Source organism: Pseudoxanthomonas sp. JBR18 (assembly GCF_028198165.1).
Taxonomy (GTDB): Bacteria; Pseudomonadota; Gammaproteobacteria; order Xanthomonadales; family Xanthomonadaceae; genus Pseudoxanthomonas_A.
The window spans coordinates 3364847-3382347 of record NZ_CP116339.1 but is presented as its reverse complement, the minus strand read 5'-3'; the positions used below and the strand labels follow the sequence as shown (position 1 = coordinate 3382347).

Here is a 17501-nt window from a genome sequence, read left to right as displayed (position 1 = left end):
ACCCGTGTCCCTCCGCGATGCCCTGACCCTCAAAGACCACCAGGTCACCGACGAAGCCGTCTATCGCGGCCGTCGCGACCTGTTCAAGCTGGCCGCCGCGATCCCGGCGCTGGCCCTGGCTGGCTGTGCCGACGCCGATCCGCCCGACGCGCCCAAGACCAGCATTACCCCCGAGCAGGCCAAGTCGGGCTTTCGCACCGATGAGGAGCTGACCAAGTACGCCGACGTCACCACGTACAACAACTTCTACGAGTTCGGCACCGACAAGACCGACCCCTCGCAAGCGCCGAAGACGCTGAAGACCTCGCCGTGGTCGGTCAAGGTGTCGGGTGAATGCGAAAAGCCCGGCACCATCGCCCTGGAGGATCTGCTCAAGGCGGCCTCGCCGGAAGAGCGCATCTACCGCCATCGCTGCGTGGAAGGCTGGTCGATGGTGATCCCGTGGACCGGCATCCCGTTGGCGGCGGTGCTCAAGGGCTTCGCACCGACCTCCAAGGCCAAGTACGTGGCCTTCACCACCCTGGCCGATCCGCAGCAGATGCCCGGCATCCGCTATCGCTCCATCAACTGGCCCTATCGCGAAGGCCTGCGCATGGACGAGGCGATGCACCCGCTGACCTTCCTGGCCACCGGCCTGTACGGCAAGCCGGTGCCGCAGCAGAACGGCGCGCCGCTGCGTCTGGTGGTGCCGTGGAAGTACGGCTTCAAGAGCATCAAGTCGATCGTGGAGATCAAGTTCGTCGAGAAGATGCCCGAGACGGCCTGGCATGACCTGCAGCCCAACGAATACGGGTTCTTCTCCAACGTCAATCCGCAGGTCGACCACCCGCGCTGGAGCCAGAAGACCGAGCGCCGCATCGCCGGCAACGCCAGCAAGCTGTTCGCCGAGCGCATCCAGACCCGCATGTTCAACGGCTATGCCGACCAGGTGGCCTCGATGTACGCCGGGATGGATCTGCGCAAGTGGTTCTGAGCGACGCCGCCCCGACAGGCCGGGCCCGCCCGGCCCGTCCCAAACCCAAGACCCCGCCTGGCGTGATCGCAGCCAAGGTGGTCGTGCACTTGCTATGCCTGGCGCCGCTGGCCGTGCTGGGCTGGCGGTTCTGGGAGGTCTGGAAGACCGGATCGGACGCGCTGGGGGCCGACCCCATCGCCGAGGTGGAGCATTTCACCGGGCTGTGGGCGCTGCGGCTGCTGATGTTCACCCTGGCGATCACCCCGTTGCGCCAGCTCACTGGCCAGTCGGTGCTGATCCGTTTCCGGCGGATGCTGGGCCTGTACGCCTTCGTCTACGCGTGTTTCCACCTGGCGGCCTACCTGGGCCTGGACCTGCGTGGCTACTGGACCCAGATCTTTGCCGAGATCGTCAAGCGACCCTACATCACCGTGGGCTTCGCCGCCTGGCTGCTGCTGGTCCCGCTGGCGATCACCTCTACCACCGGCTGGATCCGCCGGCTGGGCCGCAACTGGGGCCGGCTGCACAAGGCCATCTACGCCATCGGCGTGCTGGCCGTGCTGCATTTCTGGTGGCTGGTGAAGTCCGACATCCGCGAGCCCGCACTCTACGCCGGCATTCTTGCGGTCCTGCTGGGATGGCGCGCCTGGAAGGCGGTCAGCCGGCGCCGAACAGCAGCAGCGCCGAAAGCAGCCCGGCCAGCGCCGCGGCCGCCAGCAGCAGCCACGGCCAGCGCTTCAGCGAAGCCTCCTGAGGCGGCGCGCTCGCCTGAGTGATGACGCCATCCTCCGGCATGCCGGATTCATGGCGTTCGGGGCGTCCCCACGGGATCTCGACCACAAAGCGTGCCTGCGGATCGAATGCGACCTGGTCGCCGGCCACCAGCAGGGCTTCGTGCACGGGCAGGCCATTGACCACGCTGGTGGCCGCGCCACTGTAGTGGCGGAGCAGCAGGCCCTGGCCCTGCAGACTCAGGCGCGCATGCTGGACCCCGATATGGGCCGCATCCAGGTGAATCTGCACCTCCGGCCCGGCGCCGACCACGCACCCGCTGCCGACCGGAAAGGCGCGACCATGGTGACGCCCGCCGATCCCGCGCAGAACCACGCGGGGGTCGGCCTCTTCGCCGGCACGCGGCGTGGCATAGGGCGCCGCCTCGCCGACCTGGCCACGTACGAGCACCTCGACGCCGTCGGCGTAGACCGCATCGCCGGGTCGCAGCATGGCCATGCGTCGCACCGGCCTGCCATTGACGTGGATGCCGCGCATGCCGGAGGGAACCTGCAGCCACAGGCCTCGCCGATCCAGGCAGAACTGCACCAGCAAGGCCCCTGGCACGGCGTCCCCCACCCCGATGGTGCCGCTGGCTTCGCGCACGACGCGATGCACACCGGTGCCAAGGGCACGGTCCGGGATACGTCCCTGCGGAAAATGGAGGCTGAGGTTCTGCACGCGGCGCGAGCCTAGCATGCAGCACACGCGCTTGGCGCACCGCGCGCGGGCCGCGCACAATGTCGCTTCTTTCCTGCAGCCTCTTCGCCAACACCATGCCCAGCATCGACATCCTCCACCCCAACACCAAGAGCCCGGAGCAGACCCGGGTGGCACTGGAGGAGGTGGCCGCCAAGCTGGCCAGCCGCTTCGGGGTGAGCCATCACTGGGAAGGCGACGAACTGGCGTTCAATGGCGGCGGTGTGGACGGCAGGATCGCGATGCTGCCCGATGCGCTGCATGTCACCGCAGAACTGGGATTCCTGCTGTCGGCCATGAAGACGCCGATCGAAGCGGAAATCCGTCGCGTCCTGGATGAGCGCTTCGCGTGACGTTCCGCGTTCGCGGTGACGTGACGATCACCTGACCGCGCGGAAACTGTGAGATGCGCCTGTTGCGGGCGCGCCGATCACAGGAGGCTTTCCATGACCACCAAGAAGACCTCGCGCAAGCGTACACAGGACACCGCCGGCCCCAGCCTCCAGGCGCAGGCCGAGCTGCTCCAGCAAGCCCTGGGTGAATCGGCCCAGCAGATCTGGCTGGCCGGGGTGGGCGCGTTTGGGCGCGCACAGAACGAAGGCAGCCGCCTGTTCGACACCCTGGTCAAGGAAGGCGGCCGTTTCGAGCAGCGCGCCGGCGCCGGCGCGCGGCAGATGCGCGATGCCGTCGAGGCCGGCCTCAATGAAGCGCGCGAGCGGGCAAGCGGCGCAGCCGGGCGGGTCGGCGATGCGTTGAAGTTCCTGGAAGCCCCGACCCGGCGCGAACTCGGCGCGCTGATCGACCGCATCGATGCGTTGAATGCGCAACTGCGCCGGCATAACGACGCGGCCCAGGCGACGCCAACGCCCAAGGCGCGCGCCTCGAAGGCGCCGCGCAACGCTGCGGCAGGCGCCGACGCCGATGCCCCGACTGCCCGCAAGCGCGCGCGCAAGACGGCACCACGCACGCGTTCGGCCTCCGCTGCTCCTCCGCCCGGGGCTCCACCGGCCGACCGGTCGGACACCCCTTGATCGCCGGCGCCCGCTCGGCCCTGCCAGGCCTGGTCTTGTTGCAAAGCAGCACAAGCCGTGTGCAGAATCGGGGTCGGCCCGTCAGGCCGGCTCGATTCGTTCGCTCCCCTCCCCTTACGAATTCCAGCCTGGCGGGCCTCTTCGTGCCTGGCCGCGTTCCCCCGTGTGCGTCAGAAGGCGTTGTCCTTAAACTCCTTCCATTGATCCACCGGACGACTTGAACATGGCTTCCTGGCTGATCGGGGCAATCCTCGCCCTGGTGCTTGGTCTCGCTGCGACCATTTATCTCTGGACCTTCCGTCGTCGCGACGATGAGATCTCAGCCGGGCTGCTGGCCCTGGCCGGCCTGCGTTGGCGGGATTTCTCCAGTCTGGTGCTGACGTCCCTGCAACTGCGCGGACTGCAGCGGGTGTCCTTCGAGCCCGAAGACGTGCGCAACCAACATCCCAGCTTTCTACTGGCCGATACCGAAGGCAAGCATTGGCTGCTGAGCTGCAAGCATGGCTCGGCTTACCGGATCAGCTCAGTCGCAGTGGAAGAACTGGCGTCCGAGGCGCGGCTGCGCGGCGCCCATCGCGGCATCCTGGCCACCGAAGGCGTGGTGGACGCCACCGGGCGCGAGAAGGCCGAACGCGCCAGCGTGGAACTGCTCGACGGTGGCAAGCTCTGGCTGCAGGTCAAGCCGATGCTGGACAGCGCCATCGTTCAGCGCATCACCACACAGGCCAACCTGCGCGCGCGCCGGCACATCGGCCTGTGCTGGATCCTGGCCCTGCTGCTGGGCGTGCTGGTGAGCAGCCTGCTGCACGCCGGGGCCCCGGAGACGGCGGCGCCAGCGGTGGCCCCCGCACCCGCCAGTGCCCCGGCCACCACGACGATGCCGAACAATCCGGCACCGGCAGCGCCCCCGCCTGCCGCGCCCTCCAGCGAGGAACAGGTCGCCCTGCAGCGCGTGGCGGTCACCAAGGCGCTGGCCAAGGCGGGCGGCCTGCGCCAGCCAGTGTGGATCTCCAGCTCGACCCTGTCGGTGGACATGCTGGCCGGAGAGGACATGGTGATGCCGACGGTGTGCGCGGAACTGGCCAAGTACCCGGACCTGGCGCTGTCGCGCATCCAGCTCAACCCGGCCCCAGGCAGCGACGCCCGCGTGCGCTGGCGCCAGTGCGAGGCCAAGCCGCTGTACACGCCCGCTACGCGCTGAACCCGGGGTCGCTCAGCGCGTTCCGGGCGAGAACCGGGCCACCAGGTCGTAGGAATCCCCCAGGAACGCCTGGCTCACACGGGTCACCGGCTGCTCGCCGCACCAGGTCTGGCGATCGATCACCAGGCACGGCGTCCCGACCGCAACCTGCAGCCATCCCGCCTGCGCATCATCGGCGCCGATCGCGCTGATGCGATGTTCGGCGCGGGTCCAGTGCACGTGCTGGAGCAGCCAGCTGCCCGGCACGACCTGGCTGAAATCCACGTCCATCGCCTCCGGCGCCGCCGCGGGATTGATCAAGCGCTCTTCAACGGCGAAAGGTCGCCCGTCGGCCAGGTGCAGACAGTGCAGCGCCAGGACCCAGCCATCGCCAGCCAGCGCCGCCTCGTCGGACGCACCCCGTCGTGGTCGACGTCGCTGCCGCGCCAGCAGTTCGAACCGGTAGACGTGGCCGCGCGCAGCGACCTCGAAAGGAATATCCGGGATGGACAGGGCCACCTGCTCGATGTGCGGATGCGGCCGCGCGACGAAGGAACCGGCGCGGCGGCGGCGTTCGATCATCCCGGCGTCCGCCAGCAGCGCCAGCACCTTGCTGACGGTCATGCGCGAGCAGCCGTAGCTCGCCATCAAGGCATGCTCGGAGGGGATCCGGTGCCCCGGTGGCCACTCACCGCTGCGGATCCGCCCCTCGATGTCGCCCCGGATGCGCTGGTGGAGGCTTGGCGGCCTGGCCTCGCTCATCACGACAGCAGATGCGCCAGCGCGGCGGCGTAACGCTTGGCCACGCCCGCGCGTTGGAGATGCTGGCCGTCGCGCACCACGTGCCTTCCCTGCCGCCAGACATCGCGCACCGCTCCCTGCCGCGCGGCGAAGATCCAGCCATCCAGCCAGGCGTCGCCCTCGCGCGCCTGCAGGGCCGGATGCCGCAGATCCAGGGCCACCAGATCGGCCGAGGCGCCGGCCTGCAGCCCACCGGCGACGCCCAGCGCCTGCACTGCACCGCGCAGCGCTCCGTCGAACAGCCAGCGTCCGCTCGACACGCCCTCGCCCTGCGCCAGCACGTTGCGACCGCGCGACACCAGGCGCTGACCATATTCGAGCAGGCGCAGTTCTTCGGCCGCGTCGATCAGCACATTCGAGTCTGAGCCGACGCCAAACCGGCCGCCGGCCCGGGCGAAGTCGCGCATGGGGAAGATCCCGTCGCCCAGGTTGGCCTCGGTGATCGGACACAGCCCGACCACCGCGCCCGCCTCGACGATGCCCTGCAACTCGGCCGGCTCGACGTGCGTGGCGTGCACCAGGCACCAGCGCGCATCGACTGGGGCGTGCTCGAGCAGCCATTGCACCGGGCGCTGGCCGGACCAGTCCAGGCAGGCCTGCACCTCGCGCAGCTGTTCGGCGATGTGCAGATGGATCGGTCCCTCGGTCAGCGGCAGCAACGCGGCCAGCTCCCCGGGCGTCACCGCGCGCAGGCTGTGCGGCGCCACGCCGAGGACCGCATCGCCCAGTGGCGCCAACGCATCGCCCGCACGCTCCAGCAACCGGGTGAACCCGTCGAGGTCATGCAGCATCCGGCGCTGTGCCGGACTGGGCGGCACGCCGCCGAAGTCGGCATGGGCATAGAACACCGGGAGCAGGGTCAGGCCGATCCCGCTGGCCTGCGCGGCGGCCGCCACGCGGGCGCACATCTCGGCCGGGTCGGCGTAGGGCCGGCCATCGGGCGCGTGGTGCAGGTAGTGGAATTCCCCCACCCGGGTGAAGCCCACCTCCAGCATTTCCACGTAGGCCTGCTCGGCGATGGCCTGGAAGCTGTCCGGGTCCAGCCGGTCCTGAAAGCGGTACATCAGCTCGCGCCAGCTCCAGAAGCTGTCGCCCCCCGCAGCCACCGCGCCGGCCGATGTCGCCTCGGTCAGGCCGGCCATGGCGCGCTGGAAGGCATGGCTGTGCAGGTTGCCCAGCCCCGGCACGGCGACCTCGACGCGGATGTCCTCCGGACCAGGCCGCTGTCCCGGCGTCACCTCCACGATGCGGCCGTCGCGGGCCGCCAGGCGAACCTGCCGGGCCCAGCCGTCGGGCAGCAGGGCATGGTCGATCCAGAAGTGCTGGAAGCCTGTCGTCACCGGTTCGTCCTCTCGCTGGACACTCTCATGGGCACGGTTTTATTGTATAGACAAATAAGCTCACGACGATACGTAACGCCATGCGCTGCGACACCCTCTGGCACCACGCGAAGCTGGCCACCCTGGATGCCGCCGACGGCGGACTGGGCGAGATCCAGGACGGCGTCGTCGCGGCCCGCGACGGACGGATCGTGCATGTCGGGCCCGCGGACGCCGCGCCCGCCTTCGATGCCGCCACCCGCGTCGACTGTGCAGGCCGCTGGATCACCCCGGGCCTGATCGATTGCCATACGCACCTGGTCTATGCCGGCAATCGCGCCGGCGAGTTCGAGCAGCGCCTCAACGGCGTCAGCTACGCCGACATCGCCAAGGCCGGCGGCGGCATCGTGTCCACCGTGCGCGACACGCGACAGGCGGACGAACAAGCCCTGATCGCCGCCAGCCTGCCGCGCCTGGACGCGATGCTGGCCGAAGGCGTCACCACGCTGGAGATCAAATCCGGCTACGGCCTGACCCTGGAACACGAGACCAAGCAGCTGCGCGTGGCCAAGCGGCTTGGCGAACTGCGCCGAGTCGAGATCGCGCCGACCTTCCTCGGCGCGCATGCGGTGCCGCCCGGGGTGGAGGCGCAGGCCTATATCGACGAGGTCTGCGCGACGATGATCCCGGCCGTGGCCGCGCAAGGCCTGGCCGAGGCGGTGGATGTGTTCTGCGAGCACCTCGCGTTCTCGCACGCACAGGCCGAACAGGTGTTCGCCGCGGCCAGCGCCCACGGGCTGAAGCTCAAGATCCACGCCGAGCAATTGTCCAACCAGCATGGCGCGGCCCTGGCCGCACGCTGTGGCGCGCTGTCCGCCGATCACATCGAGCACCTTGACGCGGACGGCATCGCGGCGATGGCCGCCGCCGGCACGGTCGCGGTGCTGTTGCCCGGTGCGTTCTACTTCACCCGCGACACCTTGGTGCCGCCGATCGCCGCGTTGCGCGCCGCCGGCGTGCCGCTGGCCCTGGCCACCGACAGCAATCCCGGCACCTCGCCGCTGACCAGCCCGTTGCTGGCCATGAACATGGCCGCCACGCTGTTCCGCATGACCGTGACCGAATGCATCGCCGGCTTCACCCGTGAAGCCGCGCGCGCGCTCGGCCGCCAGGATCGCCTGGGCCGCCTGCGCGCCGGCTTCGACTGCGACCTGGCGATCTGGGACATCGACGCCCCGGCCGACCTGGTCTACCGCATGGGCTTCAACCCGCTGCATGCGCGCGTCTGGCGTGGCCAGGATGCGTAGCGCGGAGCTTGCTTCGCTGAGGCTCACCCGTGAGCGCTTCTGTAGAGCGGAGCTTGCTCCGCTGGGGCCTTCCCGGGAGCGCTTCTGTAGAGCGGAGCTCGCTCCGCTGGGGCTCTCCCGGTACAGCCTCCGCCGAGCAAGCTCGGCGCTACAGGGGCCGGTCCAGGCGCAGGCGATGCGACTGCGAACCCACTCCCCGCTTGTCTCCCATTCGATCCACGGAGCATCTTCATGAGCCAGTCCATCCTCCTGCGCCCCGGCGCGGTCAGCCTTGCGCAATGGCGCGCGATCTATCGCGGCGCCCGCGTCCAGCTCGATCCGGGCTCGGCAGACGCCGTGCTGCGCAGCGCGCAGACCGTCGAGGCCATCGTCGCCAAGGGCGCGCCGGTGTATGGCATCAACACCGGCTTCGGCAAGCTGGCCACGGTGCGCATCGAGCGCGACGATCTGGAAACCCTGCAGCGGAACATCGTGCTCTCGCACGCCGCCGGCGTGGGCGAGCCGATGCCGCTGTCGGTGGTGCGGCTGATGCTGGCGCTGAAGCTGGCCAGCCTGGCCCAGGGCGCCTCGGGGATCAAACCGGCCACGCTCGTCCTGCTCGAAGCGATGCTGCAGCAGGATGTGATGCCGGTGGTGCCCTGCCAGGGCTCGGTCGGTGCCTCGGGCGACCTGGCTCCGCTGTCGCACATGGCCGCGGCGATGATCGGCGCGGGCGACGCCTTCTTCGGCGGTGCGCGCATGTCCGCCGCCGACGCCCTGGCCCAGGCCGGGCTGGCCCCGATCGTGCTGGGCGCGAAGGAAGGCCTGGCGCTGCTCAACGGCACCCAGTATTCGACCGCTTACGCCCTGGCCGGCCTGTTCGAAATCGAGACCGTGTTCCAGTCCGCGCTGGTCACCGGTGCGCTGTCCACCGAAGCGGCCAAGGGCTCGGACACGCCTTTCGATCCGCGCATTCACGCGCTGCGCGGCCAGCCCGGCCAGATCGTCGTGGCCGATGCACTGCGCGCATTGATGGCCGGCAGCGCGATCCGCGAATCGCACCGCGAGGACGATGTGCGCGTGCAGGACCCCTACTGCCTGCGCTGCCAGCCGCAGGTCATGGGCGCGGCATTGGACGTGATGCGCCAAGCCGCGCGCACGCTGGAGATCGAAGCCAATGGCGTGTCCGACAATCCGCTGGTGTTCACCGACACCGGCGAGGCGCTGAGCGGCGGCAACTTCCACGCCGAGCCGGTGGCCTTCGCCGCCGACATGCTGGCCATGGCGGTGTGCGAGATCGGCTCGATCAGCGAGCGCCGCATCGCGATGCTGGTCGATCCGGCGCTGTCGGGCCTCCCCGCGTTCCTGACGCCCAAGCCGGGCCTGAACTCCGGCTTCATGATTCCGCAGGTCACCGCCGCAGCGCTGGTGTCGGAGAACAAGCAGCGCGCCTACCCGGCCAGCGTCGATTCCATCCCGACCTCGGCCAACCAGGAAGACCACGTGTCGATGGCCGCACACGGCGCGCGCCGGCTGATGGCCATGGCCGACAACGCCGCCAACGTGGTCGGCATCGAGCTGCTGGCCGCCGTGCAGGGCTGCGACTTCCATGCCCCGCTCGCCTCCAGCAGCGTCCTGGAGGCTGCACGCGGCCTGCTGCGCGGCCAGGTGCCCACGTTGCAGGACGACCGCTACTTCCACCCGGACATGGTGGCCGCGACCGAGCTGGTGCGCAGCGGTGCGCTGACCGCCCGTGTCACCGTCGCCCTGCCAGGCGTGGACGCGTCGGCATGACGCCGCAGGGTGGTGAACTCCATGGCGACGGAGGGGCTTTCCAGTTCATGCCCGTCGCCGCCATGGCGGCTCCCACGGCATCCCATCGTTTCGGGGAAATCGAACATGTCGCCTGACACCTGGCTTGAGATCCATCGTGGCGATGCGCCGCTGATCGTGAGCTTCCCGCATACCGGCACCGAGCTGCCGGCCGGGCTGGAAGACCGCTTCGTCTCGCCGTGGCTGGCCCGGCGCGATGCCGACTGGTACGTGCACCAGCTTTATGCGTTCGCGCGTGAGCTGGGCGCCACCACGATCCGCACCGCGATCTCGCGTTCGGTGATCGACGTCAACCGCGACCCGTCCGGCGTCTCGCTGTATCCGGGCCAGAACACGACCGGGCTGTGCCCGCTGACCACCTTCGACAATCAGCCGCTGTATCGCGACGGATTTGAGCCGGATGATGCAGAGATCGCGCGCCGCCGCGAGCGCTGGCTCACGCCCTACCACGAAGCCCTGGCGAGCGAGATCGAACGCCTGCGCACGCAACACGGCCGCGTCGTGGTGTACGACGCGCACTCGATCCGCTCGCATATCCCGCACCTGTTCGAAGGCGAGCTGCCGCAGTTCAACATCGGGACCAACACGGACACGTCCTGCGACGCACGCCTGACCGATGCGGTCGAACAGCACTGCGCCGAAAGTGGCCTGAGCCACGTGCGCAACGGTCGCTTCAAGGGCGGCTGGATTACCCGCCACCACGCTCGTCCTGCGCAGGGCGTGCACGCCATCCAGATGGAACTGGCCTGCCGCGGCTACATGGACGAACCCAGTCAGGTGACGCCCGACACCTGGCCCACGCCGTGGTCGCCGGCCCGCGCCCAGCGCCTGCAGGACACGCTGCGTGGCGTGCTCAGTGCCGCCCTCGACTTCGCCCGCACATCCGCTTCCCTTCGCTGAAGGCCCGCACATCGCGGTGCGGCCTGTCCAAACCACAAGGATTTCCCATGACCCGTCGTGATCCGTCCCGTGTCATCCACGCGCCCACCGGCACCTCGCTCAATGCCAAGAGCTGGCTGACCGAAGCACCGCTGCGCATGCTGATGAACAACCTGCACCCCGACGTGGCCGAACGCCCGGAAGAGCTGGTGGTGTATGGCGGCATCGGCCGCGCCGCGCGCGACTGGGAAAGCTTCGACAAGATCGTCGAGACCCTCAAGCGCCTGGACGACGACCAGACGCTGCTGGTGCAGTCCGGCAAGCCGGTCGGCGTGTTCCGCACCCACGCCGATGCGCCGCGCGTGCTGATCGCCAACTCCAACCTGGTGCCGCGCTGGGCCACCTGGGACCACTTCAACGCGCTGGATAAGAAGGGACTAGCCATGTACGGCCAGATGACCGCCGGCAGCTGGATCTACATCGGCGCCCAGGGCATCGTCCAGGGCACCTACGAGACCTTCGTCGAGATGGGCCGCCAGCATTACAACGGCGACCTGTCCGGGCGCTGGCTGTTCACCGGCGGGCTCGGCGGCATGGGCGGCGCGCAGCCACTGGCCGCGGTGATGGCCGGCGCCTCGTGCCTGGCGGTGGAATGCCGCAAGAGCAGCATCGACATGCGCCTGCGCACCGGCTACCTGGACACCTGGACCGACAACCTCGACGAGGCGCTGCGGCTGATCGACGAGTCCTGCAAGGCTAAGAAGCCGCTATCGGTCGGCCTACTCGGCAACGTCGCCGACGTGCTCGCCGAACTGCTGGCGCGCGGGGTCAAGCCGGACCTGCTGACCGACCAGACCTCCGCCCACGACCCGGTCAACGGCTACCTGCCGCAAGGCTGGAGCGTCGAGCAATGGGACGACAAGCGCGTATCGGCGCCGAAGGAAGTGGAAAAGGCGGCGCGTGCGTCGATGGCCAACCATATCCGCGCCATGCTCGGCTTCCACGCGCTCGACGTGCCGACCGTCGACTACGGCAACAACCTGAGGCAGATGGCGCTGGAGGAAGGCATCGCCAATGCGTTCGACTTCCCCGGCTTCGTGCCCGCCTACATCCGCCCGCTGTTCTGCCGCGGCATCGGCCCGTTCCGCTGGGCGGCGCTGAGCGGCGATCCGGAAGACATCGCCAAGACTGACGCCAAGGTCAAGGAACTGATCCCGGACAACCCGCACCTGCACCGCTGGCTGGACATGGCCGCCGAGAAGATCAAGTTCCAGGGCCTGCCGGCGCGCATCTGCTGGGTCGGCCTGGGCGATCGCGACCGCTTGGGCCTGGCCTTCAACGAGATGGTCGCCAAGGGCGAGCTCAAGGCGCCGGTGGTGATCGGCCGCGACCATCTGGACAGCGGCAGCGTGGCCTCGCCCAACCGCGAAACCGAGGCGATGGCCGATGGCTCGGATGCGGTCTCCGACTGGCCGCTGCTCAATGCCCTGCTCAACACGGCTAGCGGGGCGACCTGGGTGTCGCTGCACCACGGCGGCGGCGTGGGCATGGGCTTCTCCCAGCACGCCGGCATGGTCATCGTCTGCGACGGCACCGAGGCGGCGGCCAAACGCATCGCCCGCGTGCTGTGGAACGACCCGGCCACCGGCGTCATGCGCCATGCCGATGCGGGCTACGAGATCGCGCTCAACTGCGCAAAGGAGCAAGGTCTGGACCTGCCGGCGATCCTCGGTTGAAACCCGCGCGACGCGCAGCCTGAAACACCACCGTCACGAACGCCCGCTCGCTCGCTGGCGGGCCTTGAAGGGGGGCGCACCCGGCCCGGGGACGGGCCGCCCCATGATCCGCCCGCTCGCCCAGACCGCTCAAGCCCGCGCGCCCGCGGCCGCTATTGCGTTTGGGGCCAGAAGTGCGCCTATACCGGGAGCGCCGTAGCGCCTCCTGCTCAAGTGAAGCAAGTCGGGAGGGGGCAATGCTCCGAAATTCATTACGTGTGCGCCTGCTGTTGCCCGTGCTGGGCCTGGTCCTGGTCGTGGTGGTGGTGTTGACCCTGGTCCTTGCCAGCACCGAGGCTCGGCGCGTGCACAGCCAGGCCGATGAGGCGATCCGGCGCCAGTCCTCGTCCCTCCAGGGACTGTTCGCCATCACCCGCTCGATCATGCTCGATCGGGTCAGGGGCTCGATGAATCTGCTGCGCCGTGAAAGTGCCGCGCTAGGAGCCCCGTCCGCCGGAACCAAGGTCCAGATCAGCGGCCGCGATGTCCCGGACCTGCTGTTCGGACAGAAGTCCCAGGCCGGCAACATGACCTTGGTCGACAGCGTGACCGCCACGGTGGACGGCACCGCAACGGTGTTCTCGCGCACCGGTCAGGATTACGTGCGCGTGGCCACCAACGTCAAGACCGACGATGGCAACCGGGCGGTCGGTACCCTCCTGGATCCCAAGGGACAGGTGATTCAACAGATTCGCAAGGCGCAGGGTTTCTATGGCGTGGTCGACATCCTGGGGACGCCTTACGTGACCGGCTACGAGCCGATCATGTCGATCTACGACGAGGAACCCATCGGCATCTGGTACGTCGGCTACAAGACCGACCTGGCCTCGCTGGAAGGCGAGATCAGCGAGGCGCATGTGCTGGAATCAGGCTTCATCGCGGTCTTCGACGGCAATGGGAAACTGCGCTTCCACTCCAAGACCGGCAACACCACCGACCCGGCCAAGATGGAACAGGTCGCCCGTGAGCGTCCGGACGACTGGGTGGTGACGCGCCAGGACGTCCCTGGCTGGGGTTTCACCCTGGTCTCGGCCTATCCCAAGCAAGACATCAACAGTGTGATCCTGCGCCAGTCGCTGTGGATTGGTGGCATCGGCCTGCTGGTGTGCGTGCTGCTGCTGGGCCTGCAGTCAATGCTGATCCTCAGCCGCGTGCTGCGCCCGATCCAGCACCTCACCGCCGTGGCCGAAGAACTGAGCCTAGGCAAATGGAACCACACCATCGACGAGGTCAAGCTCAAGGACGAGATTGGCACCCTGGCGCGGGCCATCTCGCGGCTCTCCAACAGCGTACGCTTGGCCATGGAGCGTTTGGCCAAACGGTGAGGCGCCAAGCCTCTGACGCCAGATCGACGATGCGAGGGAGCCAGGACGCATGGCCAATGATTTCATCCCACTGATCCAAGTCCTGCGCGAGCTGCGATCTTTGACGGCGAAGAAGGCGTCCGGCTTCTTCTTCGTGGTCACCGAGGAAAACCATTCCTGCATCATCCGCCTGCACGGCGGACAGATCGACGAAGTGGTTTTCAGGATGCTGCGCGGTGACGAGGCCGTGCAACGGCTGTCGATGGTCAACGCCGCGCGCGGACGCTTCCAGGTCGATCCCGCCAGCAAGAGCAGCGGCAAGGCCGCCCTCAGCGAGGATTCCTTGCAGTGGCTGCTAGGCGGCTTCGAACAGGCCCTTTCACGCACGCAGGCCGCGCCGGTCGCCGCAGCGGTGGCAGCGCCTGCCGGCATGCCCGCCGGCGGCGCCCCGAGTGAAGCCCAGCGCAAGTTGATCGAGAACATCGCGCTGCAGTACTTCGGCCCGATCGCCGGCATGCTGTGCGATGAAGCCTTCGAAACCCCTGCCCCGTTGGCGTCGCAGCTGGAGCAACTGGCCAGCAATCTGTCCTCGCCCGATGAAACCAAGGGCTTTCTCCAGGAAGTGCGCGCCGGATTGGACAAGCTGCCGCACTAGCGGCATCTGCGTCACGGCGATCGTGGATCGCAACATTATTCGCGCTGCCTCGACTGTGCACGCATTGCACGCACGGTCATGCCCTTGCGGCAAAGTGCCTCGTGCGACCTCGGCGACCGCCGCCTGACGGCCGGCTTCGCGTCATCGGCTTGGGTCTGGCCGTTCGATAACGCAAGCCCTCGCAAGCGGCACGCTCGATCATGAGCGCGCGCCAGCATCGCGCGCCCATCGCCGGCTCGGTACCGCCTTGGCCTGACGTCCCCACGGCATCCCGATGATGGACTTTGTTCCCGAGTACCCATCGGCCAGGCCCACGTGGCCTCCGCACCTCCCAGCGTCGGCGACCTTCCCTGACGCGCGCCACCGCGGATCACGCGACGGCGTGATCCGCAAAGCCCGATGGAACAGCCTCCAATCCTTCTGCGAAGCGATCGCACTCGCCAGTGCCTCGACGAACCTGTAAACTTTAGAGAAAGTATTGAGGTAGACAGGATGTGGCGCGAGCGCCACCCATCATCCCTCCCTCGGTCTTCCGCAACGCGTCTGCGCCTTGATCCGGCATCGCTACCGCGATCCGGGTCAGCGCCGGCGCGCCGTCCCATGCCCTTAGCCCAGGTTGGTTGCTCGCTCCGATGTCCAGCGCAATGTGCCCACGATTCGCCCCGCTCTCCACACGCCATGTCCTGATGGCCAGCACCCTGCTGTGTTGCATGTCCCCCCGCGCCATCCTCGCCGCGACGCCGGAACAGGCGGTCACCCTCGATGCGATCAAGGTCACAGGCACCGGAGCCGACGGCGTGGACGCCGCGCGCAAGGCGCTGTCCAACGTGCCCGGCGCAGGCAACGTGATCGATCTAACTCGGGTGGATAACGGACGCGTGGCGGGCACGGCCGACGTGCTGGCCTATCAGCCCGGCATCTACGCCCAGTCCCCCGGCAACGAAGGGGTCAAGGTGTCGATCCGCGGCTCGGGCCTCAACCGCGCGCCGGGCGCGCACGCCTCGGGGGTGTCGGTGTCGCTCGATGGCTTGCCGCTGACCTTCTCCGGCGGCACGCCCTACGAACTGCTCGAACCGCTGTGGATGAGCCGCGTGGACGTGCTGCGGGGCGCCAACGGATTCGATCGCGGCGCCCTGGCCCTGGGCGGCGCGATCGACTACGTCAGCCGCAGTGGCCTGGATACCCCGGGGTTTGCGCTGCGCTACGAGGGCGGCCGTTTCGGCTACCGCAAGCGCAGCCTGGCCGATGGCGGCGCGCACGGCGCGTTCGACTACTACCTCGCCCTGACCGACAGCCGCACCGACGGCTACCAGACGCATGCGGCCGGCAGCGGCAAGGGCGTGATGGCCAACCTGGGCTGGCAGCTCAGTCCCGATCTGAGCACGCGGCTGGTGCTGCGCTATCGCGAAACCGAACACGAAACGCCGGGCCGTTTGACCCGTGCCCAGATCGCCGATGACCCGCGCCAGGCCAACCCGGCCTATGTGGCCATCGATGCGCGCCGGCCGCAGCCTGGCAGCACCTGGATCGGCAGCATCACCACCCTGCAGCTGGACACGGCCTCCACGCTGAAGGCGGGCCTGGTCTACCACCGCTTTCCGATGGACCTCAACGAAAGCCGCTACCGCCAGCAGTTGGACTACGCCGACCTGGGTGCCACGCTGGACTACACGCATCAGCACAGATGGTTTGGCCGCGACAGCACCACCACCGTCGGCCTGCGCGTGACCCATGATCTGCATGCCCAGGTGCGCGAGACTCTGCGCCTGGACACCAACGGGTATCCGGCCGGGACGCGCACGCGCGACTTCGAACACCTGGGCACCGATGCCGTCGTGCATGTCGGCAACACGACGGCGCTCACCCCGTCCCTGCATCTGGTCACCGGCCTGGCCCTGGTCCATACCGCCAGCGAGGTCGCAGTGACCTGGCCAGCCGGCGGTGGCCGCTTGTCCGAGCATGGCTGGGACTACGCGCCGCGCGTGGGCCTGACCTTCCAGGCCACACCGCAGGTGCAGCTGTTCGGCAACTTGAGCCGCTCGGTCGAGCCGCCACACCCGTGGTCGATGATCTGGGGCTCAGGCACGGTGTTCCCGGCCGGCAGCGGCGCGGCCACCGGCCGGCAGAGCACGCCGGTCCACCTGGGCAACCAGACCGCCGCGACACTGGAACTGGGCGCGCGCGGTGACGGCACGCTGGGCCGCTGGCAGCTTGCGGCCTATCAGTCCAACGTCCACCACGAGTTGCTCAGCGTCGAGGTCGGCACCGCGCCGGACACCTACGTGGCCGAATCCAATGCCAGCCCGACCGTGCATCGCGGCATCGAAGCGGGACTGGAGTCGACCCTGTGGCAGGCCCAGGGCGACCGGCTGTCACTGCGCCAGGCCTATACCTACAGCGATTTCCGCTACCGCCACGATGCGCGGTTCGGGAACAACGTGCTGCCCGGCCTGCCCCGCCACTATTACCAGGCCATGCTGCGCTACGACCATCACAGCGGCGTCTATGCGGCGCTGGACACCGAGTCGGCCTCGCGCGTGGCGGTGGACTATGCCAACAGCGCCTGGGCGCATGGCCACACCGTGTTTGGCGCACGCGTGGGCTTCGCTGCACCGGGTGGGCGCTGGCAGACCTGGCTGGAGGCGCGCAACCTCACCGGGCAGCGTTACGCCGCCACGATCACCCCCGGCTATGACGATGTCGGTACCGACGCAGCGCGGGCCACGCCCGGCGAAGGCCTTGGCCTCTATGCGGGCCTCGAACTGCACTTCGAATGAGTCGAATCGAACGTGAGGGTCAAGCGCCGTACGTGGCCTACGTCCGCAACCCGCTGCGTGCGGAGCCGCGCATCGCGCGCTTCCCTTTGGCTGGCCGCGCCGCGCGGCCGCCGGTCGCGTCCGCTCTGTTTCGATCGGCGTTGACCAGCGCCGTCGGCGTAGAAAGGCGAGGCGCTCGTCCATGCGCGGCTTCCTGCCGCGTCCCTGTCCGTGCGAATCGCGCTCGCGGCGCGATG

The 17501-nt window shown here is 68.7% G+C and carries 15 protein-coding genes; 12 read left to right on the top strand and 3 right to left on the bottom strand.

All coding sequences use genetic code 11. The annotated features are described in order from the left end of the window. Positions 1 to 4: 4 nt before the first annotated feature. Entirely contained in the window at positions 5 to 973 is a 969-nt protein-coding gene (gene msrP, locus PJ250_RS15275; protein WP_271645414.1) for a protein-methionine-sulfoxide reductase catalytic subunit MsrP, read from the top strand. A 62-nt stretch (positions 974 to 1035) separates the two neighbouring features. Beyond that, positions 1036 to 1731: a protein-methionine-sulfoxide reductase heme-binding subunit MsrQ gene (gene msrQ, locus PJ250_RS15270; protein WP_271648667.1), complete on the top strand. Its 696-nt coding sequence runs from the start codon at positions 1036 to 1038 to the stop codon at positions 1729 to 1731. Here msrQ and PJ250_RS15265 read toward each other — a convergent pair. Next, complete coding sequence (locus PJ250_RS15265) at positions 1613 to 2407, bottom strand: FHA domain-containing protein (RefSeq protein WP_271645413.1); 795 nt, start codon at positions 2405 to 2407, stop codon at positions 1613 to 1615. The genes msrQ and PJ250_RS15265 overlap by 119 nt on opposite strands. A gap of 95 nt (positions 2408 to 2502) precedes the next feature. Here PJ250_RS15265 and PJ250_RS15260 point away from each other — a divergent pair, with 95 nt between their 5' ends. The 3 genes from PJ250_RS15260 (at position 2503) to PJ250_RS15250 (ending at position 4657) form a co-directional block, all read left to right on the top strand. Further along, positions 2503 to 2778, top strand: a complete 276-nt coding sequence (locus PJ250_RS15260) for a polyhydroxyalkanoic acid system family protein (RefSeq protein ID WP_271648666.1) — start codon at positions 2503 to 2505, stop codon at positions 2776 to 2778. A gap of 93 nt (positions 2779 to 2871) precedes the next feature. Further along, positions 2872 to 3456 carry a phasin family protein gene (locus PJ250_RS15255; protein WP_271645412.1) on the top strand — a complete coding sequence of 195 codons (585 nt, stop codon included), beginning with the start codon at positions 2872 to 2874 and terminating at the stop codon, positions 3454 to 3456. A gap of 223 nt (positions 3457 to 3679) precedes the next feature. Then, the gene (locus PJ250_RS15250) at positions 3680 to 4657 is read left to right on the top strand and encodes a restriction endonuclease (RefSeq protein ID WP_271645411.1); all 978 of its coding nucleotides are present in this window, start codon (positions 3680 to 3682) and stop codon (positions 4655 to 4657) included. 12 nt (positions 4658 to 4669) lie between these two features. Here PJ250_RS15250 and hutC read toward each other — a convergent pair whose 3' ends face one another. Together hutC and PJ250_RS15240 are read right to left on the bottom strand one after the other, a co-directional pair. Further along, positions 4670 to 5398: a histidine utilization transcriptional repressor HutC gene (gene hutC, locus PJ250_RS15245; RefSeq protein ID WP_271645410.1), complete on the bottom strand. Its 729-nt coding sequence runs from the start codon at positions 5396 to 5398 to the stop codon at positions 4670 to 4672. Then, complete coding sequence (locus PJ250_RS15240; protein ID WP_271645409.1) at positions 5398 to 6777, bottom strand: formimidoylglutamate deiminase; 1380 nt, start codon at positions 6775 to 6777, stop codon at positions 5398 to 5400. Before PJ250_RS15240 ends, hutC begins: the two co-directional genes overlap by 1 nt. Positions 6778 to 6857: 80 nt before the next feature. Between PJ250_RS15240 and hutI the strand changes: the two genes are divergently transcribed. The 7 genes from hutI (at position 6858) to PJ250_RS15205 (ending at position 17265) form a co-directional block, all read left to right on the top strand. Next, positions 6858 to 8063: an imidazolonepropionase gene (gene hutI, locus PJ250_RS15235; RefSeq protein WP_271645408.1), complete on the top strand. Its 1206-nt coding sequence runs from the start codon at positions 6858 to 6860 to the stop codon at positions 8061 to 8063. Between the two features lie 231 nt (positions 8064 to 8294). After that, positions 8295 to 9836, top strand: coding sequence for a histidine ammonia-lyase (gene hutH / locus PJ250_RS15230; protein ID WP_271645407.1), 1542 nt, complete (start codon positions 8295 to 8297; stop codon positions 9834 to 9836). 105 nt (positions 9837 to 9941) lie between these two features. Then, positions 9942 to 10775, top strand: coding sequence for an N-formylglutamate deformylase (gene hutG / locus PJ250_RS15225; RefSeq protein ID WP_271645406.1), 834 nt, complete (start codon positions 9942 to 9944; stop codon positions 10773 to 10775). 47 nt (positions 10776 to 10822) lie between these two features. Next, positions 10823 to 12490 (top strand): urocanate hydratase, encoded by a 1668-nt coding sequence (gene hutU, locus PJ250_RS15220; protein ID WP_271645405.1) that lies wholly within the window; start codon positions 10823 to 10825, stop codon positions 12488 to 12490. Between the two features lie 236 nt (positions 12491 to 12726). Then, positions 12727 to 13854: a Cache 3/Cache 2 fusion domain-containing protein gene (locus PJ250_RS15215; RefSeq protein ID WP_271645404.1), complete on the top strand. Its 1128-nt coding sequence runs from the start codon at positions 12727 to 12729 to the stop codon at positions 13852 to 13854. Positions 13855 to 13903: 49 nt separating this feature from the next. Further along, the gene (locus tag PJ250_RS15210; RefSeq protein WP_271645403.1) at positions 13904 to 14488 is read left to right on the top strand and encodes a DUF8082 domain-containing protein; all 585 of its coding nucleotides are present in this window, start codon (positions 13904 to 13906) and stop codon (positions 14486 to 14488) included. Positions 14489 to 15198: 710 nt separating this feature from the next. Further along, positions 15199 to 17265, top strand: a complete 2067-nt coding sequence (locus tag PJ250_RS15205) for a TonB-dependent receptor family protein (RefSeq protein ID WP_271645402.1) — start codon at positions 15199 to 15201, stop codon at positions 17263 to 17265. The last annotated feature ends 236 nt before the right edge of the window (positions 17266 to 17501 follow it).